Below are 26,386 nucleotides of genomic sequence, written 5' to 3'. Positions count from 1 at the left end.
ATCAAAATGGAGGTGTCGCATTAAAATGCGATACCTCCATTTTGAAAGATTGGACAGTTTTCCGTTATTTTACCCTTGGCAGAGTATTCGCTGCATGTGGCATCACATGAACGGTATGATAAACTTGCCCTTTGCTGTGTGCAAGCTGCATTGCCGCATCCAACGTTTTTACAATTTGAATCTTTGCTTTTGCTAACAAATTTTCTTCTAATGAGGAAACCAAAATCAAATTATACTTTTCCGCTGTTTCGCAAAAATAATACGCTACATATTTAGAAATACTATAATCCGCTCGCAATGCATCTTCACGTTCTAAAACCGTATCATAATTTAAAATCATATCCTGCACATCAGCATTGCCGCCCAAACCTTCCGGACATTCTGTTAGCATAATGATCGTTCCACCAGGATTTGCCGCCTCTCGTGCATTAATCAAAGTTTTAATCGATTGATATAAATTCACATCTTTGGGACTGCCGCCTGCAGACGCAACCACAAGATCTGCTCTTTCTTCAATGCTGACACCATCAATCGCATCTACCATATTCCGCCCTGCTTCATGCGCCGCAATATAGTTTCCTGCTACAGCACCAGCAATTCTATTTTCGGCTATGATCACATTAAACATAAATGTTGGCCTTACAAAACTAGCCGCTTCGAGCATATCCAAGTGCAAAAGATTATTTTCTATATTGCCTGAGCGTACATCTGGCTGCGGACCCTTGCCTCGTTCAGGGTTTAAAGATAAACTGTGATTTGCCATTACCGTTTCATAAGAAGATATCCCCGGCAAAATATACTTTCGTCCGCCTGCCCATCCTGCCAGAAAATGATAAACAATACCGCCTGCCAAAACAATATGATCACAGTCCATTGCCGTCTTATTTATCCACACCGGTGTCCCATACGTTGTTTTTCCTAAATATTTTAATTTATCTTTATCATAACAGTCGTGATCAACCACAGTAAATCGATCCGCCAATGCAGGGCCCAACAGCATCCTATGTTCTTCGGCAGTTTGACCACGATGTGTGCCCAACGCACAGATAAACACAATATCCTCATCTTGAATGCCGCCTTGCTCAAGTTCCTCAATAAGTTTCGGCAAATAAAAACTCGTTTTTTGCCAAGCACGTGTTACATCTGGGATTACAATACATACTTTTTCACCGCGATGCACCAACTCACTTAACCTTGCACTGCCAATCGGCTGTGCAAGCGCATCGGCAAGAATCTCCTCCTCTGTTTTTTCAAACGTAACTGGATTGCTTTCTATCACTTGCAATACTTTTTCTTTTTCTATACGCAGAACCATTTCACCGGCACCATAGCGTAATACATAGTCTTGTAACATTCTTTTTATCCTTTCTTCTTTTAAATTATACTAATATTTGACTTTCTTCTGCTTCACTGCTTTCTTCTGTTTGACGATTGCCCCAGTAGCTGGCAAGAAGGCTGCCTGTAACATATTCCCATACTGACATAACCGCAGCCGGTAGTGCCGCTATCGGATCTAAATGCGCCAAAGCCAAGGCCACAGCAAGGCCCGAATTCTCCATACCAATTTCAAATGTAACAGCTCTGGATTTTCGCTCTGACATTCCAACCGTTTTTCCGGCGTAATAACCAAGCACTAGCCCAACAATATTATGAACTGCCACTGCCAAACATAAAATGAGTGCCATTGTTGCCATCTTTTCCGCATTTAATGCTACCACGGATGCCATGATTGCAATGATAAAAATCACCGAAACAGCCGGTACAACTTTGGTAATTTTCTCAATTAATTTAGGTGCAGCTGTATGAAGAGCAACCCCTAAGCCAACTGGGACTAAAACAATTTTAATAATATCGAGCAGCAAGGCACCAACATCGATCGGAATCATAGAACCGGCAAGCCAGGAAAAAATATAGGTGGTAAGCACAGGCGCCAATATCGTATTGACACTCGATATCGTAACTGACAAGGCTGTATCACCTTTTGCAATATAGGTCATCACATTCGACCCTGTTCCACTTGGACACGCGCCCAAGAGAACCATACCGGCAGCCAACGCCGGCGATAATCCCAATACTTTCGCAACACCATACCCAACCAACGGCATGATCAAATACCGAAAAAACACGCCATAAAATACATCTTTAGGTTGCGTTAAAATCAATTGAAAATCCCGCACCGACATGGTCAGCCCCATGCCCAGCATGATGACGCCCAGCATATAAGAAATATACGGCCCTATAGGTTTAAAGGGTGCTGGATTGAAAAACGCAATTCCTGAAATTACAACCACCCACAATGTCATGTACTTACAAATAAATTGCGCCGTTTTTTCTAAAAAATTCATCACTTGAATCCTCCTTGGTTTTTACCTTTACTTATACGCTTAATCATCAAAGCTACTGTGTTTTATCAATAAGAAATCTTGCTTTTACAAAAACAAAAAACCTCCTGCCCCCTTAAGCCAATAGACTTAAAGGGGCAAGAGGTATATCTCTCACGGTACCACCCTTTTTACAGATCAAAATGATCCATATCTCTCATCAGGTCCAACAACCTTAGCAGGATAACGACTGCACTCTTTAGAGTAGAGATCGGCGCAGCTTACTTCATTCAGCCTTGCTGTTCAGGAGTGATTCTCGTATCTCTAGCGCTACCGATTCGCACCATTACCACCGGCTCTCTGAAACGCATCCAAACACGACGTTCTCCCTCATCACATTTATAGATATATATTTTTAAAACACAATTGTTTTTATCTACTATACTGGTTTTAAATAAATTTGTCAACATGTAAATAACAATTGTAAATAACTTCTTAATCGTTATCCATCTGTTTTTCTATTGAACGTTTCTGTATTCCAAGACTATAATAGCAAATCGTAATAAAAACGCAAAATGCCGCTCCGGCAATTAATCCACCTCTTGTATCTTCATTAAACCACATGCCGACCAAGACAAGCAGCAAAAAAATTAATGTAATATAATTGCTGATCGGAAAAAAGACCGATTTAAAAGGATGCTTTGGCATTGCCGTTTTCCACTTTCTGCGAAATTTAATCTGGCTTATACATAATACGATCCACGAAGCCATCCCCGGAAGAATGCTTGCACTATATATGTAGACAAACAATTTAGAATTTGGATACATATAGTTGAAAAATACGCCGATCAACAAACAGCCGATTGTTATTTTAATACTATTACTTGGAACACCTTTCGATGATACTTCACCTAAAAATTTTGGTGCTTGTCCGTTTTTAGCTAACGTGTACAACATTCTACCAGCACTGTAAATTCCACTGTTACACCCGGACATTGCAGCAGTTAGTACAACAAAATTAATAATACCAGCGGCTGAAGCAATGCCTACTTTAGCAAAGGTCATAACAAAAGGGCTGCCAATTGTACCAATTTGATTCCAAGGATAAATGGATAAAATCACAAAGATCGCACCGACATAGAAAAGTAAAATACGCCAAATAATATTTTGAATTGCTTTACGTAGTGTATTCTTAGGATCTTTGGCTTCACCAGCGGTAATCCCAACAAGCTCTACGCCTTGATATGATGCCGTCACAAGACATAATGCAAAAATAAATCCTTCTAGCCCGCCGGTAAAAAATCCACCATGTTGAAATAAATTTCCAACGCCCATAGCAACTCCATCGTTTCCAATGCCAAAAAAGATTACACCAAATCCGACAACCAGCATAGCTACGATCGTAGTTACTTTAATGAGTGCAAACCAAAATTCAAATTCTCCATAATATTTAACCGAAACTAAATTTGCCAACGCCACAATTCCAACTCCGATTAATGCCGGAATCCACTGAGCCAAATCAGGAAACCAGTAATTCATATAAATGCCAATTGCCGTTACCTCAGACATTCCCACCGTCACCCATAAAAACCAATAACACCACGCAGTTAGATAACCTGCGAAAGGACTTATATACTTGTGCGCATAAGTAGCAAACGATCCTGTAACTGGCTCCAAATAAAGCATTTCCCCCATAATACGCATAACAAAAAACATAATAATTCCCGCTAGCCCATATGCAATCATCACAGATGGCCCCGCCCATTTAATCGTACTTGCTGATCCCATAAACAAACCGACACCAATCGTACCACCTAAAGCAATTAACTCGATATGCCGTGCTTTCAACCCACGATCTAGTTCTTTTTCTTTCACAACGCCTTACCCCTTCTCCAAGCACCTAAACTACATGTTGTAGTTTATATTCATAATACAAAACTCTCAAAGATTATATCATCATTTTCCAAAAACACCAAATAGACTCCCAACAACTTATATCCGCCTTTTTCTTGACAGGTTTAAAGCATGTATTTTATAATAATAGTAACAAAATGCATACTTTAGAAGGAGCCCAGTATCATGGCTTCTTTCTTTATTTCCCTTGCATTCATACGAAATAAAACTATAAAATTGTAGCAAAAGATCAAGCAGTAACTTTCTTCTTTGCTACAATTTTTTTCTATCTTGCGATGTTGTTTTTTTATCCATTGTAAAGTTTTTTGTATATATCTGCATTCTTCCACATTGTTTTATGCATCTACTAGACAAGTAATATCTATACGGAAAGCGTTTAAGCTCACCCCACTGACTCCGATATTACTAGGCACTAGATGATTCATATAAAAACTAAGTCATTTTATCGTAGACGCCGAATTTCATTTTCGAAAACGGAGGATCCAATCTTTGGGGTGAATCCTGTTACTTAATCAGGTAGGGCAATGTTCTTTCTGTCCGAATCCGTCAGCTAACTTCGTAGGCGTTGAAAGAGGAGGAAATCACATGGATAAGATTAAAATTGGCATTTGGGGATTTGGTAAAACTGGTAAAATCATTGCCAGCGAAATTTTACATGACCCTTCATTCTCGTTGCAGTGGGTAGTTCGTAAAAATACTGTAGATCATGAAAAATACGCAAGCCGTTTATTAGGTTACGAATATGATGCCGGGAAGATTTTTGCAGCAGCTGACATTGACGATGATTTTTTTTCTGAAAATCCAGTCGATGCAATCGTCGATTTCTCCCACTCAAAGGGTGTTCAATTGTATTGTAATAAAGTTGCGCTGAGAGGGATTCCCATCATATCCGCAATCTCAAACTATGAACCTGAAGATATGACATTGCTGCAATCTTTAGCAAAATCCACCCCCGTTTTATACTCACCTAATATCACGCTTGGGATTAATGTCTTAATGGTAGCTGCACAAATTTTACAGAAGATCACACCACATGCTGATATTGAAATCGTCGAAGAACACTTTAAAGGAAAACCCGAGGTATCCGGAACAGCCAAGAAAATTGCCAATGTACTTGGGCTTTCTGTAGCTGATCACTTAAATTCGATCCGCGTTGGCGGAATCGTTGGCCGTCATGAAATCATTTTCGGGATGCCAAACCAAATCATACGATTATCTCACGAAAGCATCAGCCGTGCCGCTTTTGGCCAAGGTGCCATTTTCGCGATCAAATCACTAATTGGCAAACCGGCTGGCATGTATACAATGGAAGCAATTATCGCAGAAATGTTTAAGAAAAACATTCCTGTGTACTAACGTTCCTCATTAAATAATGATAAACCCGCGTTAAGGATCTATTACAAATCCTTACGCGGGTTTTTTATTTTTATTCCAGATGAAGTCCAGTCAGCAGTACGCAGCATTTTTTCAGTCATCTTATCCCAAAACTTCCGATCATATCCGGAATTTAAAACACCAAATACATATATTTCAGAATTTTTCTGAATTAAATATACTTTTACCGCAAAAGGCCGTACCAGCTTAAAATTCCGAACTACCAGATTTGCACCACCACTAATGACTTGAACCTCTTCATTTTTAAACTGTTTCAAAGGATAAAAATCCAAAATTTCGATATCAAAGGTGTCTTTCAATCCTGTTTCTTTCTCATATATGTCTTTCATCGTCTTAAGAATAAGTGTATGTATCTCCTCTTGTTTTTTCCGATCGGTATGTTTCAATACATCAAAAAAATCTATACCATTCGCATTATACTGTGCAGGAATTTTCCCTGCAAATCCAAATGCGGTATTATAACTTCCTTTATCCTTAAATGCAAATTGATAAACACCAATATAATTCTGATCAAACGCTTTTTCAATCTCTTCGTATGGGTTTGCCTTAAATTCAGAACGCAAAATTTTATTTTTGTTTTTATTTTTTTCTATTTCCTCACCATATTTTACGAACGCAAACATTACATCCTTTCCATCAATAATTTCTAACTGCTCTGGCACTTGCAGCGTCCCTAAAAACGGAATTTCCCATGCTTTAGTTGCTGAAGCATTGACAATTCCTGCGCTACCAATCACCAAAACAATCACCATGGCAGAAATCATTCTTTTTAAATCCATATAAACGCCCTCCTATACTGTAAACTATTTTATATCATACCATTTTCGTCATTATGATACAATATTTTACTTTATTCCCAATAAAACTCCCTTTTTCTTGCATATCAACACGCTATAAGGTACTTTATTATGTTCATCTTTTGTTTATAAAAATAATCTGGCATCTATTGCGTATTTAGAATTGGCTCTTTTTTTCTGTTCATACCTATGGTGTAATAAAAACAACGTGTGCACATGATAATTTTAGTCAATGGAGGAATAACGAATGAACACAACAACAATTAAAATAGGCATATTATTATTTAAAGATGCATGTCCAATGGATTTTGTCGGTCCATATGAAGCATTTTCGGTTTTAAATTACGCTGATTCACCTCGTTGTGAAATTTTCACTGTTAGTGAAGTCAAAGGAGACATTCATACCTTTGACTTAACAATTAAAGCAAACTACGACTTTACCGATTGTCCACAGGCAGATATCATCATCATCCCGGGCGGTAAAACGCCACAAATATTAGACAACGCTGCTATCATTCAGTGGCTGCAAGCACAAAGCAAAAAAACAGAGCTTCTCTTCTCTGTTTGCAACGGTGCATTGTTATTAGCTAAGGCAGGCTTACTAAAAGGATTACCTGCCACTACACACCATAAATTTTATGCTGCACTCCTTGAGGTTGATTCTACGATTCAACTGCAAAAAAAAGCACGCTTTATTGATAATGGCAGCATTGTAACCTCTGCCGGAATCTCTGCCGGAATTGATGCAGCATTATATATTATTGATAAAAAGCTTGGAAAAGAAGCCTACCTCCACTCATGTGAGATATTAGAGTATGGCGATGCATGAAAATGATACAAAACAATATCGATTAAAAGCATTTTCTCATCATAGAAAACGACCTTCTTTCTAAATTATAGGCTAGAAAGAAGGTCGTTTTTTTAAACCGCTTGAAAACTCATCTACCGCTTTACACAATAAACTTAAACTGCATTACATTTAAACCAAACTTTTTTAAGAAGCTCAACCGCTGGGGCAATATCATCGAGTGCAATTGCACCAAATCCTAACAATACATAAGGATCAGAACGCGGTGTAAATTCAATCCATAATTTATGGTTTTCAGAAATGGCAATACCTGCCTCACATGCCCGTTGAATCAATGCTTCCGAAGAAAGCACACAATGAACTTGCAATAAAATATGTAGTCCTGCATTCATCCCAGAAATCGTAATTCGATCGCCAAATGTTTCATGAAGAACAGCGACAAGTCTATCATGTTTTTTCTTAAGATGCTGTGTCATTTTCCGTACATGACTTTCAAAATATCCTTCTTTCAAGAAAATTTCCAGTGGTTTTTGCATGAGAAAAGGAACAGGACACACATTATATTCTGACTGTTGCTGCAACTTTTCTGCCAATTTTTTAGGAAGTACCATATACGCAACACGCAGTGAAGGCAAAAGAACCTTTGAAAAACTTCCCACATAAACTACCCGATCAGGTGCCAAGCCCTGCAAAGAAGAAATCGGTTTGACATTGTACCGCAAATAACTGCTATAATCATCTTCAATAATATATGCATCCTTTTTATCAGCCCATTCAATCAAAGCCAGCCGTCTTGTAATCGACATAATCGTGCCTGTAGGAAACTGATGCGAAGGTGTTATATACACAGCCTTCGCCGAAGAAGCATCTAATGCTTTTACATCGATACCGTGATGATTTATAGACACAGGAGTTACACCAAATCCATGTGCTTTGAATGCAAAGTAAGCACCCTGAAAACCAGGATCTTCGATCGCTATATCCGCAGTAAAAGATTGCAGCAGCTGACAAGCGATGCTGATACATTGTTTTGTTCCCGAAGTAATTAAAATCTGATCCACTGTACAATTTACATCACGATATGCACGTAGATATTTTACAATTTCTCTACGAAGTCCGAATTCTCCCATACTCGAGCCATAACGCAGCATTTCAGCCTCATGTTCACGAAGACATAGATTCGTCAAACGCTGCCATTTTGAAAAAGGAAACGTATCAACAGGAAGACTCCCATACATAAAATTATATAGGGTGTTCTTCTCCGTTCCGCTGCACATCACTGGAGGCTCTTCCTCACTTAGCGCAGCATCTGCATTTACCTGATGCATCACTGGCTCAACATAATAACCGCTTCTTGCTTTACCGACAACATAGCCTTCCGCCAAAAGCTGTTGGTACGCTGTATCTACAGTATTTCGACTCACATGAAGTTCCACAGATCGCTGCCTGCTTGAAATAAGCTTTGTCTTAGGAGAAATTTCACCACATAGAATTTTCATACGCAATTGTTGATATAGCTGCCTATAAAGTGGCGTCTTACTCCGGGGATCTAATAAAATCATAAATTTCTCCTCTTGCCTTTTCTACAGAGCTCCTACACTATATATCATAATTTATTTTTCTTTTCATCAAAAAATAGCGAGAGGATACTCCCCTCGCTATTATTATACTAAAATGAATGAACTAGAACAATTATAGAATTGGCAATCCTAACTGAATTAAAATGAATACTTCCAAGAAAGCAATCCCAATAAATAACAACGAACGAAAAAGATACTTTTTCCAGTTCTTTTGCATACTCGGTATAATCATACTAACACAAAACAAAAATAAATAAACTAATCCAATGACTGCGCAAACAACACCGCTATAATTTAAAAAATCTGACATAAAATCCCCCTAAATATTATTTTTTACTATAAATATGTAATTTAAGTAAATGTTTCATCATTCATGATATGAAATTCGTAGAACTTTGTCAAATCACAATTAAGAATATTTATGTATTCCATTTGCAATAAACGCTAAACAGATAATCCCAGCGCTCAGTTTTCATCTGTATCATTCAACAAGTTACAGTTTGGCGACGTATACAAAGCTAAACAACATGGCCTCAAAAATTTAGCTAAAATAATCAATATCCAAAATATAAATTTTTCGCCAGTTGTGTAACAATATAGTATAAATTACTCAATTGACAACTTTCTGCAAATTGCATAATATATTAATAAATAGTTATTTTCTACTTAAATTTAATAAGTTTTGCTTATCATTTCTTTTTTTAATCATTGGAATCATAGGACTTTATATGAAAATGTAATGTTCTGCGCTCCGTTCAAGTATAGAGACTAGAGAATTTAGCACAATTGGGAGGATACACATTTGAACAAAAAAATATTTGCAGTATTGGCCATTTTCGTATTAGTTATTGTTGCCGGCTGTGGCAACTCAGTCAAAAGCGATTTAGACGAATACATGAAATTCCAGCAAACATCAAGCGCTGAAGCAGGCCCGATCATAGCTGATTTTAACAGTAAAGCCAGCCAAATTATGAGCAATCGCCAATCCATGAATAGCAAAGAAGAAAAACTAGCTGCACTTAATGATGTAGTACAGAAATTTACAACAATAGCTGACAAACAAAAAGCCTATAAACCTAAAACAAAAGAAGTGCAAGATCTGCACGACAAAGCGATAAAACAAATGGATATGACATTAGAAGAACTCAATAAAATCATTCAAGCCGTTCAAACAGATTCATTTGATCAATCAACGCTTGATGATATTAATAAAAAACGACAAGAATTGCAACAAGTTGCAAAAGAATATAATGACGATTTAAAAGTTTTACAAGAAAAATACAAATAATAATGCTATTTTTCTTATCTTAAAAATACATATCAGCTAAGTTCTCTAGTCTGTAGACATGATCTACCATCGCTAGAACTTTTCTCTATAAAAAAACAACTGATTTTTTATTTCAGTTGTTTTTATTTTTGTAGAACATATAAATACATCGGAACCTACAATTGTCTTTTATTTCTTTTGTTCATACAATCTCCCCTCTTTTAACTCAACCAAACGCTCCGCACGACAAGCATAGTTTTGGTCGTGTGTTACTAAAACCACTGCGGCACCGTTATCTCTGGCCATTTTTAAATGCTCAAAAACAAGATTTGCAGTATCAGAATCCAAATCATTGGTGGGTTCATCCGCCAAAATAATTTTAGGATTTAACAAAAGTGCTCGTGCCAGCGCAACTCGCCGCATTTGACCAATACTTAATTTTTCTGGCAAAAAATCAAGACGGTTCTGTAAGCCAAGTTTTATAAGCAAGTCTTTTGCTCGTTTTTCCAATGAATTTTTGTGCGATAAGAGCCATGCAGGTAAAAGAACGTTTTCAATGGCTGTAAGAGCGCCTACCAACCTAGCTCGCTGAAAAACAAAACCAATATATGTACTGCGAAGTTTAGCTTTCGCCTCTGTATTCAATCCCACCGTATTTACGCCATCAATTACGACTTGCCCATCCGTAGGATTTTGTAATAACCCCATAAGGGAAAGCATTGTTGTCTTTCCGCTTCCAGATTGCCCAACGATAGATACCAGTTCGCCTTCTTTAACTTCTAAATTACACCCTGCTAAGATAATTTCTTTCTCATAATATTTTTTTACACTTTCTATCTTCAATATCGCCACAAGCATGCTCCCTTCAATCGTATTCTCCACGTACCATAACGGAATTTGGTTCAATATGACTGCTGCGATAGGCAGGAATTAATGCGGCAATTGCGCCAATCAATGTCCACGCACCAAAAATACCAGCCCCCAGTAGCACTACCGTAGCAGCATTGGAATAGACGAAAGGAAAGGCCTGATGTACCATAATGAAATCAATCAACCAGACATATAAACCATAACCAAGCACTAGCCCAGCCAGCGAACCGATTCCGCACAACAATACCGCTTCTGTTATAATAATCGTCAAAATCGTCTTAGGCACAGCCCCCAACGCTAAATACAGTCCAAATTCGCTCTGCCGTTCTAAGATCAAAGAATATAATCGAGAAAATAGCTGAATTAGGGAAACAAGCATTGTTAAAAAGGCCACTGCCAATAAAAGCCCGGTAAGAATAACAATCTGACCATAGATCTGCTGTTTTGTTTCTACTGCTGAAAAAGCGTGTACATTATCAATTGCCTCTATCTGCTTACGAACAGAAGAAACATTGGCATCTGCTTCTGTTTCAACCAACACCGCCGAAAGCAAATCAATTGGTGCGCCTTGAACATCAAAAACTTCTTGTAAACTGGCAGATTTTCCAGCGAGAGCACGCGCCTCCTCGATATTCATTAAAATAGATTGATCCATCCCAGTACCACTTGGTTCCATAACTGCTGCAACTCGAAAAATCTTTCCTAAAATGAAAATTTTTTGTGATGAAAAGCCAGACGCCTTTGCCCCAACAATGACTTCGTCATTTTCCAGCTGAAGCTTCCCGATATTTTTAAGCCATGGCTGTACAAGCCAATCTGTTTCCGGGTCAAATCCAACCAAACGAACTGGTTCACCAATATTACAACATTCTTCATCAAGTGTTTGCGAGTAAAACTGCGCTGTAACACGCTTTACGCCCGCAATTGTTGCAATTTTTTGTTCAATATCTTTTTCCATATAAATATTTTGCGGTGATCCACCATACAAAATTTCACCTGGTTCTATCGTTGCGCTGTCAGGAACAACCAAGAGATCCGCACCAAGTCGCTGCTTTGCCTTCTCCATTCCTTCCGACACCCCATATTGCACTAAAGCTACAGAAAAAACCATGCAGATTCCCACGGCAATTGAACATAATAAGGCGATATTTTGAACACGTCGATGCCATAAAGATTTTAAGATTAAATGCATCATTTTATTATGCCTCATCGGAAACTGGATTCTTACGTACAGCAATCCATGCACCAATTACACTTAAAACTATACTTATCCCTTTAGTCAACGCAGCTGTTAGGTGACAAGGACTATCGTTATGTCCACAAATACCAAGACTCCATGAAAAAGGCAAAATAAAAATTATAATACCAATAAAGAATAAGAAACTGCCGCTCAGCCTTTTTGCTTCACTCTCCGTAGTAAAAAATAAACTAATCGCTATGATAAAGGAAAGCAAAGCAAATAGAAATTCTGATTGAAATGTAAAAAAGCACCGCATTGGCTTTGCCTCGATCGGACAGATAGGAACAATAGCTGGCAAAGCAAGTAAAATTCCACTTGTAAGAATTGCTAACCAATAAAATGCTTTATCTAACTTCATTTTTACCCCGCCTTTCATTGTCAATTTTTATTGCTGTCATGATGATGCACCTCTTGTCCGGTTTCCAATACAGGCGGTTTATCCATCGCTGGATGATTTATCCCTGTGTAAAAACCAAATATAGCAAGGATAAAAACAATACAAGCAATAACAAAATATTTGTTTAGATTCATAACGCATTCTCCTATCTTAATCCATACCTTTTGAGGTTTTAAATGCTCACTCTAAAACACTTACGTTCTTTTCCTCCACTGGATTACGAAGCTTTAATTTAATTTATATATAAAAAAGGCTAAAGGAATCTCGTTAAGAAATTCCTTTAGCCTTCAGTCATCTGATCAGCTCATAACAGTATATATTTTATTGCGAAAACAAAATTTATACGTTTCAGTAAAATACTGCTCATGCTTCATTGCAAAATAAACCGTTTTATTGGATTCCTTGATCTTTTAATAGAAGAAAACTGTTTTTTTGCAAGGCATCTGTATCAACCCCTTTATCGATCATCCCTACTTGCTGTAATTGTTTCGCTGTTATGCCAAATGCATCATAAGCGCCCTGCGCTGAAGGAACATAATTGTAAGTTTTTAACACGGATGCATTAAATACAGGATCTCCCGGCACCCACTTTTTCTCAACCTGAATTTTAGCAGTTTCATCCTGATTCTTTGCGATCCACGCACTTGCCTTTTGCATAGCACGCGTATATTTAGCCGCAATTTCCGGTGAATCACTTGCAATATTATCACGAACATAAGCTGCACAGCAATATTGTTCATTGTACGGTTTAGTTACTGCTGAATCAACCAAAGTAATCAGACTATTTTCTTTTATGGCTACCGATGCAGTTGGATCATTCATCGCCAGTGCATCTACTGCTCCTCTTTCTAATGCCAGTGGTAACTCCGAAGGACTAAACACAACAAATTCAACTTCAGGATTTTGCTGTGAAACATTGACACCTGCATCAGCAAGCGCACGTTTGGCAAAAATAATTGGACTGCTGTTCATACTAGGAACACCAATACGTTTTCCTTTCAAATCCGTAAGCGTTTTTATGTTTGAACCATTTGATACCAATACCTTATCACAACCGGTATGCAAACCGGTCGTAACTTTGATCGGCAAACCATTTGACAAAGGTTGGACTAAGCTTGCCAAAAGACCAAATCCTGCATCCACCTGTCCTGCTGTTACAGCTTCAAAAGCAGTCCCTGGTGCCAATTTTATTAAATCTACCTTCAAACCTTCCTCTTCAAAAAAGCCTTTTTCTAAAGCAATATGCACCGGTGCTTCGCATAAGCTGCCACTATAACCGACTTTTAAGACCAAATCTTCCTTTTTCTCGGTCGCAGCTTGCTGACCTCCGCAAGCTGTCATCAGTAATGAAATAATAAGCATCATAGAAATCCATACCAATCTTTTTTTCATCAGAATCCTCTCCTTATAAGTAATAGTCCAATTCTTTTTCATTTCCAGCCAAATCTAATATCTTCAAAATTGCGGTACGCAAATTTAAGAACTCCGGATTACTGCGATCTCTCGGTCTTGCAAGTTGTACTTCAATACACTTTTCAACTTTTGCCGGGCGCGGTGTCATCACAATAATACGATCAGAGAGGTAAATCGCTTCATCTACATCGTGTGTTACCATAATCATCGTAGTCTGTCTTTCTTTCCAGATACGAATTAACTCATCCTGCATATTCATACGAGTAAATGCATCTAAAGCGCCCAACGGCTCATCTAAAAGCAATACTTTAGGATGATTCACCAATGCACGTGCTAATGACACACGTTGTGCCATTCCGCCCGACAGCTGATGCGGATACGATTTATGAAATGCTGACAAACCCACTAAATCAATGAATCTTTCCACTTCTGCCTTCTTTTCTTTATATACATTGCGCGCTTTTAACCCAAAAGCAACATTATGATATACATTGAGCCAAGGAAAAAGCATCGGATTTTGAAATACCAAACCTCGTTCATAAGATGGCTTAACGATTTCCTCTCCATCGATAAAAAGTTTTCCTTCATCCGCACAATTCAAGCCCGCAATCAACCGCAGCAATGTTGATTTTCCACAACCTGATGCACCAATAAATGACACAAATTCTCCGGCTTTAATGGTAAGATCAACTCCACTTAGTGCAATGATTACCTTTCCATCTTGCTGCGTAAATCGTTTTACAACCCTATCAACCTTGATTTCACCTACCATTTTATGACTCCTTTCTGCCAAACAAGTACATAATCACGCACTTTAAACAATAGCGTTATCAGAATCGAAAAGGTGACTGCGATGATAATAAGCCCCGCATATACATTGGCGTATGCCATCATATCCTTCTGCCAATTTATATACCAGCCAATTCCATTTTTAACGCCCAGCATTTCAGCCGTCATCAATGTAATAAAAGAAGCACAAGTCCCATTAAATAAGCCAATAAACATATGCGGCATCGCTGCCGGAACACCAACTTTAAAAATTTGATATAATCTTCCTGCCCCAAGCGTGCTGGAAACCTCGAAATACGCATTCTGTACATTTAATATGCCGCTGCTGGTCATGACTGCAGTCGGGAACCATACTGCAAGAGCAATCAAAAAACTGCTGGCAGAAAAGGTGGTAGGAAAGCTAATCAATACAATAGGAATCCATGCTGTTGCTGGAATGGGACCGAGCGTTCGAATCAACGGATTCACCCAATAGGCCGCTCGTTTACTAAAACCAACTGCAATACCTGTAATAAAACCGGCTACCGCTCCATAAATGTACCCTGTAAACAGCAGTTTCCCCGAAGAAGTCAAGCATGTCAGTAAAAATTCCCAATCCTCAAACATAACACTCAAAATTTTATCCGGTGATGGGAAAAAAATCACAGGTAATAATGCAAATTTTTTCGTAACGATATTTAGTAAATTTAAACTTAAAATAGCAACAGCCGTAAACAACGCACTCTCTTCAGCCCAACTCTTCATTTTGCCATTAAAGTAAGCTGCGATTGCAATTGACGCATAGAACAAACCAATTGCAATCAGGAAATACAATAAATATGGCTGTTTCGTAATCGTATGCTTGCTGGAATTTGTTAAGAAAACTTCAATTATAATTGCAAAAATTACCGAAAGAACTGGCAACCAGACATTTATTTTTTTCATCATCACGCTCTCCTTCATAACATTAAATAACTACATCAAGTACTCCCTCGTTTATCTTATGCACATTTTAAACACCTCTCTTGCCATTTTGCTAAAAGAAAAAAGGTCATATTTTACCCATTTCATTAAGAAATAAGTGAAATATGACCTTTAGGTAAATTTCCTAATCAGTCGCAACAATATTAGCATAAACCACATTTTTGATTTAATAAAAAAATGAAAAAGAGACCTTTCCTTTTAAAGGAATTGGTCTCTAGTTTTCTAGTCAACCGCATACATGCATTTAGAATATACAACTTCTTTGTATAATACATATTAATCCTATATGTTATATTTGTCAATATCTATTTTAAGTTTTTGTTTCTTCTAAATTCATAATATTTTAAAGAAAACTCTACTGCCACTGTAGCTCAATTAGAGCTTTCTTTGCTTATACAGCATTTAAGATTCTATGTATTTTATTGCGGTTGAAAATGAATCGTTTTAATAAAATACATCTTAATATTGTGATTTTTATAATAAATCGGTGCAAACTGCATATTACGTAAAGCTCGTACTGCCGATTCTCTAAAACCAAGATTAGGTGCAGAATTCAATATTTCCACCTGCTCCACGCCGCCGTCTAAGCCAACCAAAATTTTAGCTTGTACACTGACTTTACGACTATAACCAATAGAACGAGCCTCATCCGGATAAGCAGCTTCGGCATCCTGAAGAATCCTGTAAGAGATTCCATCCGCACTTAATGCGGTATACGTACCATCTCCATTGGCAGAAAATCCTCCGCCATCAAAAATTCCCTCTCCACTGCCGCTTCCGGTACCGCTATTGCCGTCATTGCCACTGCTATTTTCTCCGCCATTTCCACTGCTCGCACTTGTATCCGTATTTCCAGACGCGGCTGTGCGTTGATTACTAGTTGACTGTTTTTCAGTGAATTGCGCTGATTGCCCAACATCCTCTTGCAGAGTTTCCTGTTCACCCTCCAAAGGATTGGTATTTTGCATAGAAAATTCTTTCTCTTGCAATGGCATACTCTTACTTGTTTGCGGCGCTGCAATCGGTACTGTATTTTCGCCAAAACTTGCGCCTGCATCTCCTCCGCCACCACCGCTTTGCCCTGCATCCTTGCTGTCAACAAATTCTACACTTAATGCACTGGCAGGTACTATTTTATCCATTGGAAAATGCAAATCAGCCAAAAGAATCAATACAACAAAGATACCATGAACGCCTAACGATGCGGAAAAATATTTTTTCCAAGGTTCTCTTTTATACATTACAATCACCTATTGACTGTCCGTGGCTATAGATACTTTTGCGATTCCAACCTTTTTAACCGTATCCATAACACGGACGATTTTACCATAAGAAGAAGCCTCATCACCTCTTAGAATAACACTGACTTCTTTATTTTCCCGTTTCTCAAGAACCAGTTTCTTTTCCAGTTCATTGATCGAAATCGCATCACGTTCCCAATAAACCTGTCCCTCTTTCGTAATTGTGATTGGAATTGTTTTCGCTGTATTGACCTGTGCAGATTCGGCTGCCGGCAAAGTTAAAGCAATACTTTTTTGCTCTACCATGGACAGCATACTCATCATAAAAAAGACCAAAAGGAAAAAAATGATGTCAATCATCGGGATAATCATTAAAGCGGGCTGTTCTTCGGATTGCAAAGACCTAATTTTCATCTTTTCCTCCATGAATCGCAGTCAAATAAATCGTTGAAGTATATTCAATATCGGCAATCAAAGCATTGGCTTTATGCGACAAATACGTATGCAGCGTTAGAGCAAAAATTGCCACTAAAAGTCCCGTTGCCGTTGCAATCAAAGCCTCTCCGACACCGCCCGTAATTGCAAAAGGTTGTCCCTCCGAAATAGCAAGTACACTAAAAGATTGAATCATCCCTGTTACCGTACCTAAAAGCCCAAGCAACGGTGACATCGTAACAATCACACTTAAATAACTCAAATATTGTCGCAATATAGAAGCCGCACGATTCGCTGTACCTTCCAAAATATCACGTTGTTTTCCCGGATACTTAATGTTTTTTAGCGCATGCAGCAAAACCGTCGCCGCGATACCACCCGCATTCTGACAGATTTGTTCCGCACCCTTAAAATCTTTTTGCATAAGTTTTTCCGGCAATTCCGCCGCGAGCAACTCTACATTGCTTTTTGATTTCTTATAATATAAATATCTTTCGATCGTTATCATCACGGTAATCACCGAAGCCAATACGATTGGATACATGACCAAGCCGCCCTTATGAAATAAAGTAATAATTTCCATTTTCAATCTCTACTTTCCTTAAAAATTATGTTTTACACCGAAATAATAAGTACGAGCGGAACCTGGAACAATTGAAGCTTTATATCCATAGTCATAATATCGCCGATTGAGGAGGTTTGTGACGCCACCGTACCATTCCATATCTTTATTTACTTTATACTTTAAGTCTAAATCGAGTAAAGAATGAGATTGCATCAAACCAGCGTCATCTCTATCCACAACTCTTGTAAAATTATTGTATTTTCCAACATAAGTATAGTTCAATCCCATACTGAATTGATCGTCAAATGCATAATTTGCATTCAAGTTTATTTTATGTTTAGGAACTTTCATAAGTCCATCTTGGGTCAATGCCAACATCTTTTCACCATATTTGTTTGCAAGTTCACGTCCAGCAGCAGTATAATTCTTCCTTCCTCGTAAGTATGCATATCCTTCTTCCATAGATAGTTTACCAATTTTTTGTGTGAAAGAAAGTTCTGCCCCTTTACGTTTACTTTGATACATATTGATGGTATTCTTATCAATATTTACTCGGGAGACCTGATTATCTGTATTAGAGCTAAATAACGTTAAATTCACTGTGGATATCCCCATCTTATCTCGTAACCCGATTTCAAAAAGATCAAATTTTTCATTTTCTGCTTGCGTCGGAACAAGTATCTTTTTCCCATTAACAGTTACTTTATCTGCTACTTCTGGACCATGTAGAGCAGTATATCCTCGTTCCCATCTCCCAAAAACTCGTCCTGTATCACTGTAATGATATGCCGTAGAAAGTTCTGCCGCTGTATTCCATTGTTTTTTAGTCCCATCCCCTGCAAACTGAGCCTCAATTTTATCAAAATCTAATTCGCTTTTCTCACGTCGTACCCCTTGTGTGAAAGTATACTTTCCATTTTTTATATTATTTAATAAATAAAGGGCAGTTGTATTGGTTCCATAATTTATTCTTATTGGCTTAACTTTAACAACGCCTCCTACATCACTACGACTATCATATGTATTTTCTGCTTTTTGCTTGTAATAATCTATCCCAATCAACAAATTATTCTCTTCACCATAAGCATGATCTAACTTGAATTTTACACCTTTTGTCTCTTGATCAACTTTGACATAGTCAAACCAAGAATTTCTATAAAATCCACTCGTATAAAAAAGATCACTGCTAAATCTCCATTTATCATTCAAATTTTTTTGATAGGTGATGTTATAGGAATCTAAATCTCGCTCACTATCTAAATATCTTTTTCTCGTTTCTTTTATCAGTTGTCCATTTTCATCTATTCCAACAATTTGGGTAAACTCCGCTGGTTCATAATCCCTTCCTACTTCATTCAACTTATCCAATTGCACGCTGTTGACAAATCGACCTGTTTCTTTCAAATTGCTTCCCCTAAAGGTCAGACGTTCACCTTGTCCAACATCATATCGAACTCCTACAGAAAGATATTCACTATCTCTATAGGTATTTTTAAAATATAAATCTCGATCCAACTTCGAGTAGCCAATTTCTGTCGTTATTTTATCGTTAACTTTTTCTCCGTAATTTAGATTAAGCCGATAACCATCTGAATTCCATTCTGTAGAAATTGAACTTTTCGGTTTATCCATACTACGCAGATTCGTTGTGATATTAATTACACCGCCAGCGGCACCTGAACCATACAGTACAGATCCACCACCAGGAATAATTTCGATCTTTTCGATTTGCTCTATTGGAACTACATCATAATTTGTTCTTGCTGGATGATCTGATATTGTAGTAATAGGAGAACCATCCAACAGTACTTGAATATTTCTTGTAGCCTGACCATCGCCTTGTCCTCGAATATCAATATCTCCCATAAAAGTTGCGCCAACACTAATACTAGGCACGTCTTGCAATACATCTGAAACAGTCCTATACCCCTTACCCTCAATATCCTCTTTTCTGATAACGATAATCTGTTTCGTGTCCCTTAATCGTTCGACTTCGACATAATCCGGATGAACATAAGAATCTTCCAATTCAATCGCAGATTCAGCTTTAGGCTCCGGTGCAGACTCCGCATACACGATTGATGCACCACCATAACTCCCCAATAGCACCCCAATAGAAAGCGCAGAACACAAAATTTTCTTCCTTGATACCTTATTATACATAAATACCTCCTAATATAATTTTAAATCATCGATAATGATTATCAGTATCATTATCGATGTTAACATTTTAAGCTTGTGATGTCAAAATTCTTTATGAATTTAATATAACCCCCTCAATCACACTCCTATTTCTTAATTTTTCCAATAAAAAAAGAGCCTCCTATGCAATAATTTTACATAATGAAGCTCCTGGCTTTCTTTCTTGCGCTCTGCACTAAAATATAAAACGCTTTAAATATTCTAGGAAAAGCAATGCTTTATTCTTTTAAGCTCAACATCATTCTTGCTTATAATATATTATAATTGATAATGATTGTCAATATCTTTTTTTATTATCTCTTCACCACCTGTTTTTTACTTACACTTGTATAAATACAACAAAACTATAAATACATTTCACAATAATTGGAACACTAAGCTATGTCATACAGCACCATCATTTCAAAGGAGGTTTTGTGACGATGAAAAAATCTAAAATTGGATATGGGCCGAATGATAGAGGATATTTTCTGCAAAAACCGCGGCGCTATAAGGCCTACTCTGCAAAAGATTATACTTTATTACCCGATCCAGTGAGAGATCCTATCGTGTCCAATAACATTTCCTCTGTCGAATTTGATTACACGTATGATAGAGGCTCTCTCATCTAGCGTCGCTTTATAAAAAAGAGATTTTCGCGTTTAACTGCGAAAATCTCTTTTTTGTTTCTAAATTTCAGATACAGTTCCCTTAGACTCCAATTATTTTCCCGCTGTTTTTGCCGGTAGAAAAATAACCAAAAAGGCACCCAAGAATAAAAAGCCGACTAGACTGTATAAGCCATACTGAATTCCATACGTACTCGTGATCAGTCCAACCATATATGGCCCGGCAAAACTGCCCAAGTTTCCAAGTGCATTAATAAAGCCTCTGATCGCGCCAATTGACCCCGGCGGGAACAACATTGGCACCATCGTCCAGAAAGAAGACGGCATCGACTTTATAAAGGTACCCGTCATGATGATGATAAAAAAAGATACCCAAGTATTATCAGAAAATATCGTGGACAACCATAACCCCACCCCAAAGCAAACGAGCGGCAGTGCTGTAAACAATTTACGATTTTGTGTTTTATCAGAAAAGTATCCGATCACATACAAACCAATAATTGAAGTTATATATGGCAGAACACTGAGTAATCCGACATTTGTCATCCCCATCTTCGTAAGGTTTTTCAAAATGGTTGGCAGCCAGAGATTAAATCCATATGCACCAATCATGCCGCAGTTGAAGATTAGGATAAGCAGCCACATATTTTTGTCTAACAGCAGCTCTTTCCAAGATACTTTTACATGATTTTTCTTCATTTCCTCAACAGCAAGCTCTTTTTCTTTCTTCAACGTAGAAACTAAATAATTTTTTTCTTCATCAGATAACCATTTTGCTTTTTCCGGTGTATCTTCAATCAATGGCAGCCAGATGAAAATCAAAAGTAAAGATACGACCCCTTCACCCCAAAATAACCATTGCCAATGATAGTTCTCTACGATCCATCCAGAAACAGGATTTGTAATAATTGCAGCAAGCGAAGTACTCGTCATAAACATTGCATTTGCTCGACCAATTTCATTTTCCGGGAACCAATTTCCTAAGATAACAAGTATGGCAGGGTAAACGCCACCTTCTACAAAGCCTAATAGGAATCGAATAACAAGTAATTCCCATTCCTCTGTGACAAATCCATTGATGATTGTCAGCGTACCCCAACCAATAATCGTAAACGTAATAAAATGTTTGGCGCTTTTATTTTCCGCAATATAACCGCCCGGAATTTGCAAAAATATATAACCAATAAAGAAAATTCCTGCTGCCAGGCCGGCGATTGTCATACTCAGCCCAAGTTCCTCACGCATTCCCCCGGCAATGGCAAAACTTATATTCATCCGATCCATAAAAGTCATGATATACAATATAATTGTAGCAGGTATAATATACATCCATCTTTTATTCGGAATTTTTACTTCCTGATCCACTATCTCATCTCCCTTAACTTTAATATAAAATTTAAATTATTCTCACAATTCAAACTTCAATTTTATTGCTAGTGACTTACGCTAGGCGGTGGTATTTGTGCGCCGCCTAAACCGCAGTCAAACCAAAGACTTACGCGCCCGTCACACACTCGATTACAAAAGCGCTCGAGCAAAAGCCTATTTATCGCATTTCTATATAGTATTTTTTTCTCTTTTATGCTAAACTTTAATTATTCGTTTTTACTTGTCTCCTATTGCATGATTTTGGCGATAAAGCCATTTTCCTGTTCAATGGGAGATCTTTTTTATTCTAATCACTTATTTTCTTGCCAGCGTTTATGCTGATACACTTCTTTATTCGCTACTTTATCCCATTTTTCGCCTCGCAGTACGGCTAAAGTACCCTCTACTGTCAATCTAGAGGTACGATCCGCACTCTCTTGTGTAAGTGCAGCCATATGCGGTGTAGCGATGAAATTAGGTAAACTAAAGAGTTTACTGGATGTATCCATAGGTTCGGAGCATAAAACATCTACTGCTGCACCAGCCACTTTGCCACTCTTTAAAGCGTCATATAAAGCATCTTCGTCAATGATATCGCCACGTGCGCAATTTACAATAAAAATACCGTCTTTCATCTGAGCAAAGCGTTCAGTGTTCAGCATATTGCGTGTTTCCGGCAAGGAAGGCATATGCAGAGATATCACATCACATACTTTCAGTAAATCTGCCAAATCTGCATGATAAACGTAGTGATATTCTTCCTCAACGACTTCTTTCGCTACAAACGGATCATAGACGTGCACCTGCATTTCATTATTAGCAAATATTTTTGCTGTCTCTCTGCCGATGTTACCAAAACCTACAATCCCCACATGATGCCGTTCAAGTTCAATTGCCATATATTTATTGCGTATGTTAAAATTTCCTTTGCTTGTTTCCGTGTGGCTTTCTACAATATTTTTCGTGATCGCATACGCCATCCCAACAGCATGTTCAGCAACGGATCGTTTATTCGTTCCCGGTGCAATGACTACTGGAATGCCAAGTTCTGTAGCCGCCTTCATATCTACATTATCTACGCCGACACCAGGGCGGGCAATTACCTTAAGATTCGGACATGCTTCCATAATTTCACGTGTGATTTTTCCAACACGGAGGATAAGGCCATCCGCTTTTTTTAAATCATCTAAAACCGCCTGCATATCACTGTTGTTAGCAACAATAACTTCGGCATTTTCTTTTAGTACAGCCATGCCCGTCTCATATAAAGCATGTGACATTAGCACTGTTTTTGCCATTGTATCTTCAAACCTTCTTTCTCTACTGAATTATCTTCTTATTACTTTTAATCAAGCAGATTTTGCGCAGCTAAATAAGTCTCAATTTCCGCTATTTTGCTGTCAATTGCTTTCATCTGATCCTCGGTGATCGGTTCCGATGGCTGAACTACACGATGATGGAATCCTAATTTACTCAATGCATATTTTGTTGATGCTGTTTGACTTTTTGCCATTGGCCAAATTGCGGAAGTCATACCAACGATTTGATCATAATACTTCGTTTTTTCTACATCGCCTTTTTGACCATATTCAAAAAGTTTAATGAAAGGTTTTGGATACAGTGGTGCCATAGATGGAATATAACCATCTGCTCCCATCAAAAGACTGACTGCAGCCAAATTCGTAGCACCTTGATGCAAAACGAAATCTGTGCCTTTAAAATGATCTAAACAAGCAAGGAAATCCGGTAGACGCCCAGTTGTATCTTTATAGCCAATTACTTTATCAATTTCAGCAATCTTAAAGATCGTTTGTGGGGTAAGCGTTTGCCCCGTAAAAGGTGGAATATTATAAATCATCAAATCGATTTCCGTATGACGTGCAATTTCTTCAAAATGACGGATTGTTTCATCCTGCGTTGCATGACGTGCATAGAAAACAGGAGTTACAACAGCAACTTTACCACCCATTTGTTCTAATTCTTTAATGTTTTCAATTACACGTCTTGTACTTGCATCCATTACACCACTAAGGACAGGTACTGCGTCTTTTGTTTCATCTAAGGTAATTTTAATCGCACGATTTCTTTCCTTTTGTGTAAGCGCCATCGTTTCTCCATTGGAGCCTGCTACGAAAATACCATGAATTCCTGTGTCAATACATCTGCGAATTAATAATCGTAATCCCTTTTCATCCACATTTTCCTTCTCATCTACTGGTGTGATAATTGGTGGAATTACACCGATAATTTCCTTTGCCATCTTCATCTCTCCTCAACCATTATTTTTGTGCTTTAATTTCTTCCGGACGAATATTATCTACTTGACCATAAATGCACAGTGCATCAATATAGCCGCCCTCACCATATTCAAATACATGCCATTCGAGTTCATCAAAATACATAACAGTACCTTTTTGAAGCATATGTTTTTCATTTAAATTCTCTTTGGATGGGCCTCTTCTTACCCAACCATTCTTACAATCAAGAACGACCACGGTTTCTTCCGCATGATTATGTGGCTCCATAGGCCCGCTTTCTGCAGAATACGTAGCAAAAGAAACTGTCATTTTTTTGCTGTCGAGCGCAGAATTCTTGCCTACCGCGCCTTGAATAATTCTTCCTGGAAGCATATTTTTATAAATCGCTTCTCTTTCAATAATTCTCATAACCAAATCCTCCCTCATCCATAATATCTTTTTGCAACTTCATTATATTGCAATTACAGTTGTTTGTATTTGCACAAAAATTCGAAATATTGTATCTTTTCTTTCTATTTTTAAATGCTAAATACGAAAACAATTTTACATGATCTAAATCAGCTACAGATTCTTCCCCTCACCTTTTTAAATTCATATATTCTGTATTTTCTGTACAAATTAATTATATTTGATCCTCTTGAAGTTGTATTTACACAAAAATTCGCAATTTTATATCTATTCTTTTTATTTTCGACAAAAATTGCCCCCTTTCTTGAAACTTCTGACTAAATACATTAGAATTAAAATTATATCAGTTCTCTCATGACTTTAGTGTGAGGAAGGTGTCTACTATGCTACAAACTATTATTGTCCATCGTATTGTAAAGCAAAAGAAATCCAAACTCGATTATATCGAACGCCATACACATACTTTTTTTCATTATATTTACGGTTTAAGTGGCACAGCGAAAGTTGTTATAGATCAAACGGAATGTATCGCAACTGCCAAAAGCCTTATTATGATTCCTCCGGAAACACCGCATGAAATATACGGTATTGATGAATTTCTAAGTTTTGATATAAAATTCCAATGCTGCGAAGAGCTTTCTGAAAAACTCAAATCTATTCAAGGGCCATTCAAACATAAAGTGAATGATTACATTGACTTTCAAATCAAAGAAATGTTTCATGAAGGTATCCAATCACAAAGTTTTTATCAAGATATCATCAATGCTAAAATGACCGAAGTTCTGCTTTATATTTTGCGTGCTTCACAAGAAACGCAAGAAGCTATCACACCAACAGAATATATAACCACTTCAATTCGGTACAAAAATTATCCGCAAATACAAACGATTATGCCGGCAATCAATTATATCAACGAGCACATCAACGAACCTTTACGAATTAAAGAATTAGCAAAACTCTGCAATTATACTGAGAACTATTTTTCTACGTATTTTAAAAATTGCATGGGAATCGCGCCTATTAAATACATTCATGCAAAAAAAATTGCGATGGCAAAATCCTTGCTCATCTCAACTGATTTAAAGATTACACAAATTTCAGAAAAATTAGGCTTCGAAAACATTCATTATTTCAGCCGTATATTCAAACAAATCATCGGAATCACACCCAAGGCATATCTTGATCGCACAAAAATGAAACTAGATACCAGCCTAAATATCGTAAATAGTGCCTATACGCCTTCCGGTGAATACGAAATTCCATTAAAAAGGAAACCGGAATCATCACATGCCAAATTGTAAATAGTCTATGGACAGACAGGCCGCTGGTAGGCGATAAGCACTCATCTGCGTCGTTGCAGAAAGGGGATACTCGTCGACGTACACAAGTACGACTCCTTTGCATCCCCTTTTTTGCGCCTAGCATCTGAGCACTTCTCACCTACCAGCAACCTATCTTCGTACTAGTTTATAATTGGGATGGGTTTAGTTATTTTCTAATATTAGGTTTAAATATTTATTTTGTCCACATTCTAGCTGCTTTTTAGA

The 26,386-nt window shown here is 37.7% G+C and carries 26 protein-coding genes and 1 riboswitch; of the genes, 5 read left to right on the top strand and 21 right to left on the bottom strand.

Features of this window, described 5'->3' with window-relative positions:
- Positions 1-64: 64 nt before the first annotated feature.
- The 3 genes from BN6559_RS15135 to BN6559_RS15125 all read right to left on the bottom strand — a co-directional run bounded on the left by BN6559_RS15135 (position 65) and on the right by BN6559_RS15125 (position 4,196).
- A complete protein-coding gene (locus BN6559_RS15135; RefSeq protein ID WP_110955503.1) occupies positions 65-1,354 on the bottom strand; it encodes a lactate racemase domain-containing protein in 1,290 nt (429 codons plus the stop codon).
- A 25-nt stretch (positions 1,355-1,379) separates the two neighbouring features.
- The gene (locus BN6559_RS15130) at positions 1,380-2,345 is read right to left on the bottom strand and encodes a bile acid:sodium symporter family protein (RefSeq protein WP_199884054.1); all 966 of its coding nucleotides are present in this window, start codon (positions 2,343-2,345) and stop codon (positions 1,380-1,382) included.
- A gap of 471 nt (positions 2,346-2,816) precedes the next feature.
- The gene (locus BN6559_RS15125; RefSeq protein WP_110955501.1) at positions 2,817-4,196 is read right to left on the bottom strand and encodes an amino acid permease; all 1,380 of its coding nucleotides are present in this window, start codon (positions 4,194-4,196) and stop codon (positions 2,817-2,819) included.
- A gap of 481 nt (positions 4,197-4,677) precedes the next feature.
- Positions 4,678-4,814: riboswitch (cyclic di-AMP (ydaO/yuaA leader) on the top strand.
- A gap of 6 nt (positions 4,815-4,820) precedes the next feature.
- Here BN6559_RS15125 and BN6559_RS15120 point away from each other — a divergent pair.
- The gene (locus BN6559_RS15120) at positions 4,821-5,591 is read left to right on the top strand and encodes a 4-hydroxy-tetrahydrodipicolinate reductase (RefSeq protein WP_110955500.1); all 771 of its coding nucleotides are present in this window, start codon (positions 4,821-4,823) and stop codon (positions 5,589-5,591) included.
- 41 nt (positions 5,592-5,632) lie between these two features.
- Here the strand turns inward: BN6559_RS15120 and BN6559_RS15115 are convergent, their stop codons facing one another.
- On the bottom strand, positions 5,633-6,409 hold the full coding sequence (locus BN6559_RS15115; protein ID WP_110955499.1) for a hypothetical protein: 777 nt from the start codon (positions 6,407-6,409) through the stop codon (positions 5,633-5,635).
- Between the two features lie 265 nt (positions 6,410-6,674).
- Here BN6559_RS15115 and BN6559_RS15110 point away from each other — a divergent pair, with 265 nt between their 5' ends.
- Positions 6,675-7,256 carry a DJ-1/PfpI family protein gene (locus tag BN6559_RS15110; RefSeq protein WP_110955498.1) on the top strand — a complete coding sequence of 194 codons (582 nt, stop codon included), beginning with the start codon at positions 6,675-6,677 and terminating at the stop codon, positions 7,254-7,256.
- A 134-nt stretch (positions 7,257-7,390) separates the two neighbouring features.
- Here BN6559_RS15110 and pdxR read toward each other — a convergent pair whose 3' ends face one another.
- Together pdxR and BN6559_RS15100 are read right to left on the bottom strand one after the other, a co-directional pair.
- Positions 7,391-8,797 (bottom strand): MocR-like pyridoxine biosynthesis transcription factor PdxR, encoded by a 1,407-nt coding sequence (pdxR, locus tag BN6559_RS15105; RefSeq protein ID WP_110955497.1) that lies wholly within the window; start codon positions 8,795-8,797, stop codon positions 7,391-7,393.
- Positions 8,798-8,927: 130 nt separating this feature from the next.
- Positions 8,928-9,125, bottom strand: coding sequence for a hypothetical protein (locus BN6559_RS15100; RefSeq protein WP_110955496.1), 198 nt, complete (start codon positions 9,123-9,125; stop codon positions 8,928-8,930).
- Between the two features lie 492 nt (positions 9,126-9,617).
- On the opposite strand from BN6559_RS15100, the gene BN6559_RS15095 reads away from it, so the two are divergent.
- Positions 9,618-10,103 carry a hypothetical protein gene (locus BN6559_RS15095; RefSeq protein ID WP_110955495.1) on the top strand — a complete coding sequence of 162 codons (486 nt, stop codon included), beginning with the start codon at positions 9,618-9,620 and terminating at the stop codon, positions 10,101-10,103.
- A gap of 168 nt (positions 10,104-10,271) precedes the next feature.
- On the opposite strand, the gene BN6559_RS15090 is transcribed toward BN6559_RS15095, so the two are convergent.
- The 11 genes from BN6559_RS15090 to BN6559_RS15045 all read right to left on the bottom strand — a co-directional run bounded on the left by BN6559_RS15090 (position 10,272) and on the right by BN6559_RS15045 (position 20,158).
- Complete coding sequence (locus BN6559_RS15090; RefSeq protein WP_199884053.1) at positions 10,272-10,934, bottom strand: ABC transporter ATP-binding protein; 663 nt, start codon at positions 10,932-10,934, stop codon at positions 10,272-10,274.
- Positions 10,935-10,947: 13 nt separating this feature from the next.
- A complete protein-coding gene (locus BN6559_RS15085; RefSeq protein WP_199884052.1) occupies positions 10,948-12,147 on the bottom strand; it encodes an ABC transporter permease in 1,200 nt (399 codons plus the stop codon).
- A 4-nt stretch (positions 12,148-12,151) separates the two neighbouring features.
- The gene (locus BN6559_RS15080) at positions 12,152-12,550 is read right to left on the bottom strand and encodes a DUF4418 family protein (RefSeq protein ID WP_199884051.1); all 399 of its coding nucleotides are present in this window, start codon (positions 12,548-12,550) and stop codon (positions 12,152-12,154) included.
- 20 nt (positions 12,551-12,570) lie between these two features.
- On the bottom strand, positions 12,571-12,723 hold the full coding sequence (locus tag BN6559_RS19325; protein WP_199884050.1) for a hypothetical protein: 153 nt from the start codon (positions 12,721-12,723) through the stop codon (positions 12,571-12,573).
- Positions 12,724-12,979: 256 nt separating this feature from the next.
- On the bottom strand, positions 12,980-13,981 hold the full coding sequence (locus BN6559_RS15075; protein WP_110955491.1) for an ABC transporter substrate-binding protein: 1,002 nt from the start codon (positions 13,979-13,981) through the stop codon (positions 12,980-12,982).
- Between the two features lie 13 nt (positions 13,982-13,994).
- Positions 13,995-14,774 carry an ABC transporter ATP-binding protein gene (locus BN6559_RS15070; protein WP_110955490.1) on the bottom strand — a complete coding sequence of 260 codons (780 nt, stop codon included), beginning with the start codon at positions 14,772-14,774 and terminating at the stop codon, positions 13,995-13,997.
- A complete protein-coding gene (locus BN6559_RS15065; RefSeq protein WP_199884049.1) occupies positions 14,768-15,718 on the bottom strand; it encodes an ABC transporter permease in 951 nt (316 codons plus the stop codon). Before BN6559_RS15065 ends, BN6559_RS15070 begins: the two co-directional genes overlap by 7 nt.
- A gap of 455 nt (positions 15,719-16,173) precedes the next feature.
- Positions 16,174-16,995 carry a TonB family protein gene (locus BN6559_RS15060; RefSeq protein ID WP_110955488.1) on the bottom strand — a complete coding sequence of 274 codons (822 nt, stop codon included), beginning with the start codon at positions 16,993-16,995 and terminating at the stop codon, positions 16,174-16,176.
- Positions 16,996-17,004: 9 nt separating this feature from the next.
- Positions 17,005-17,409: an ExbD/TolR family protein gene (locus BN6559_RS15055; RefSeq protein WP_110955487.1), complete on the bottom strand. Its 405-nt coding sequence runs from the start codon at positions 17,407-17,409 to the stop codon at positions 17,005-17,007.
- On the bottom strand, positions 17,399-18,013 hold the full coding sequence (locus BN6559_RS15050) for a MotA/TolQ/ExbB proton channel family protein (RefSeq protein WP_110955486.1): 615 nt from the start codon (positions 18,011-18,013) through the stop codon (positions 17,399-17,401). The genes BN6559_RS15055 and BN6559_RS15050 overlap by 11 nt, the downstream gene beginning before the upstream one ends.
- An 18-nt stretch (positions 18,014-18,031) precedes the next feature.
- Entirely contained in the window at positions 18,032-20,158 is a 2,127-nt protein-coding gene (locus BN6559_RS15045) for a TonB-dependent receptor (RefSeq protein WP_110955485.1), read from the bottom strand.
- A 461-nt stretch (positions 20,159-20,619) separates the two neighbouring features.
- Here BN6559_RS15045 and BN6559_RS15040 point away from each other — a divergent pair, with 461 nt between their 5' ends.
- Entirely contained in the window at positions 20,620-20,808 is a 189-nt protein-coding gene (locus tag BN6559_RS15040) for a hypothetical protein (RefSeq protein WP_110955484.1), read from the top strand.
- A gap of 90 nt (positions 20,809-20,898) precedes the next feature.
- Here BN6559_RS15040 and BN6559_RS15035 read toward each other — a convergent pair whose 3' ends face one another.
- The 4 genes from BN6559_RS15035 to BN6559_RS15020 form a co-directional block, all read right to left on the bottom strand.
- Entirely contained in the window at positions 20,899-22,170 is a 1,272-nt protein-coding gene (locus BN6559_RS15035; protein WP_199884048.1) for an MFS transporter, read from the bottom strand.
- Positions 22,171-22,484: 314 nt separating this feature from the next.
- Positions 22,485-23,471 (bottom strand): hydroxyacid dehydrogenase, encoded by a 987-nt coding sequence (locus BN6559_RS15030; RefSeq protein ID WP_110955483.1) that lies wholly within the window; start codon positions 23,469-23,471, stop codon positions 22,485-22,487.
- 47 nt (positions 23,472-23,518) lie between these two features.
- Positions 23,519-24,433 (bottom strand): dihydrodipicolinate synthase family protein, encoded by a 915-nt coding sequence (locus BN6559_RS15025; protein WP_199884047.1) that lies wholly within the window; start codon positions 24,431-24,433, stop codon positions 23,519-23,521.
- A 19-nt stretch (positions 24,434-24,452) separates the two neighbouring features.
- Entirely contained in the window at positions 24,453-24,839 is a 387-nt protein-coding gene (locus BN6559_RS15020; RefSeq protein WP_110955481.1) for a hypothetical protein, read from the bottom strand.
- Between the two features lie 383 nt (positions 24,840-25,222).
- Between BN6559_RS15020 and BN6559_RS15015 the strand changes: the two genes are divergently transcribed.
- A complete protein-coding gene (locus BN6559_RS15015) occupies positions 25,223-26,140 on the top strand; it encodes an AraC family transcriptional regulator (RefSeq protein WP_110955480.1) in 918 nt (305 codons plus the stop codon).
- Positions 26,141-26,386 lie beyond the last annotated feature (246 nt).

It is taken from the genome of Massilibacillus massiliensis, assembly GCF_900086705.1.
Lineage (GTDB): Bacteria > Bacillota > Negativicutes > FLKF01 > FLKF01 > Massilibacillus > Massilibacillus massiliensis.
The sequence above is the reverse complement of the archived record's forward strand: the minus strand, read 5'-3'. Positions and strand labels throughout refer to the sequence as shown.

Coding starts and splice junctions, on each gene's coding strand:
- BN6559_RS15135 (WP_110955503.1), bottom strand. CDS start 1,354: ATGTTACAAGACTATGTATTACGCTATGGTGCCGGTGAAATGGTTCTG.
- BN6559_RS15130 (WP_199884054.1), bottom strand. CDS start 2,345: ATGAATTTTTTAGAAAAAACGGCGCAATTTATTTGTAAGTACATGACA.
- BN6559_RS15120 (WP_110955500.1), top strand. CDS start 4,821: ATGGATAAGATTAAAATTGGCATTTGGGGATTTGGTAAAACTGGTAAA.
- BN6559_RS15115 (WP_110955499.1), bottom strand. CDS start 6,409: ATGGATTTAAAAAGAATGATTTCTGCCATGGTGATTGTTTTGGTGATT.
- BN6559_RS15110 (WP_110955498.1), top strand. CDS start 6,675: ATGAACACAACAACAATTAAAATAGGCATATTATTATTTAAAGATGCA.
- pdxR (WP_110955497.1), bottom strand. CDS start 8,797: ATGATTTTATTAGATCCCCGGAGTAAGACGCCACTTTATAGGCAGCTA.
- BN6559_RS15100 (WP_110955496.1), bottom strand. CDS start 9,125: ATGTCAGATTTTTTAAATTATAGCGGTGTTGTTTGCGCAGTCATTGGA.
- BN6559_RS15085 (WP_199884052.1), bottom strand. CDS start 12,147: ATGATGCATTTAATCTTAAAATCTTTATGGCATCGACGTGTTCAAAAT.
- BN6559_RS15080 (WP_199884051.1), bottom strand. CDS start 12,550: ATGAAGTTAGATAAAGCATTTTATTGGTTAGCAATTCTTACAAGTGGA.
- BN6559_RS19325 (WP_199884050.1), bottom strand. CDS start 12,723: ATGAATCTAAACAAATATTTTGTTATTGCTTGTATTGTTTTTATCCTT.
- BN6559_RS15075 (WP_110955491.1), bottom strand. CDS start 13,981: ATGAAAAAAAGATTGGTATGGATTTCTATGATGCTTATTATTTCATTA.
- BN6559_RS15070 (WP_110955490.1), bottom strand. CDS start 14,774: ATGGTAGGTGAAATCAAGGTTGATAGGGTTGTAAAACGATTTACGCAG.
- BN6559_RS15065 (WP_199884049.1), bottom strand. CDS start 15,718: ATGATGAAAAAAATAAATGTCTGGTTGCCAGTTCTTTCGGTAATTTTT.
- BN6559_RS15060 (WP_110955488.1), bottom strand. CDS start 16,995: ATGTATAAAAGAGAACCTTGGAAAAAATATTTTTCCGCATCGTTAGGC.
- BN6559_RS15055 (WP_110955487.1), bottom strand. CDS start 17,409: ATGAAAATTAGGTCTTTGCAATCCGAAGAACAGCCCGCTTTAATGATT.
- BN6559_RS15050 (WP_110955486.1), bottom strand. CDS start 18,013: ATGGAAATTATTACTTTATTTCATAAGGGCGGCTTGGTCATGTATCCA.
- BN6559_RS15045 (WP_110955485.1), bottom strand. CDS start 20,158: ATGTATAATAAGGTATCAAGGAAGAAAATTTTGTGTTCTGCGCTTTCT.
- BN6559_RS15040 (WP_110955484.1), top strand. CDS start 20,620: ATGAAAAAATCTAAAATTGGATATGGGCCGAATGATAGAGGATATTTT.
- BN6559_RS15030 (WP_110955483.1), bottom strand. CDS start 23,471: ATGGCAAAAACAGTGCTAATGTCACATGCTTTATATGAGACGGGCATG.
- BN6559_RS15025 (WP_199884047.1), bottom strand. CDS start 24,433: ATGGCAAAGGAAATTATCGGTGTAATTCCACCAATTATCACACCAGTA.
- BN6559_RS15020 (WP_110955481.1), bottom strand. CDS start 24,839: ATGAGAATTATTGAAAGAGAAGCGATTTATAAAAATATGCTTCCAGGA.
- BN6559_RS15015 (WP_110955480.1), top strand. CDS start 25,223: ATGCTACAAACTATTATTGTCCATCGTATTGTAAAGCAAAAGAAATCC.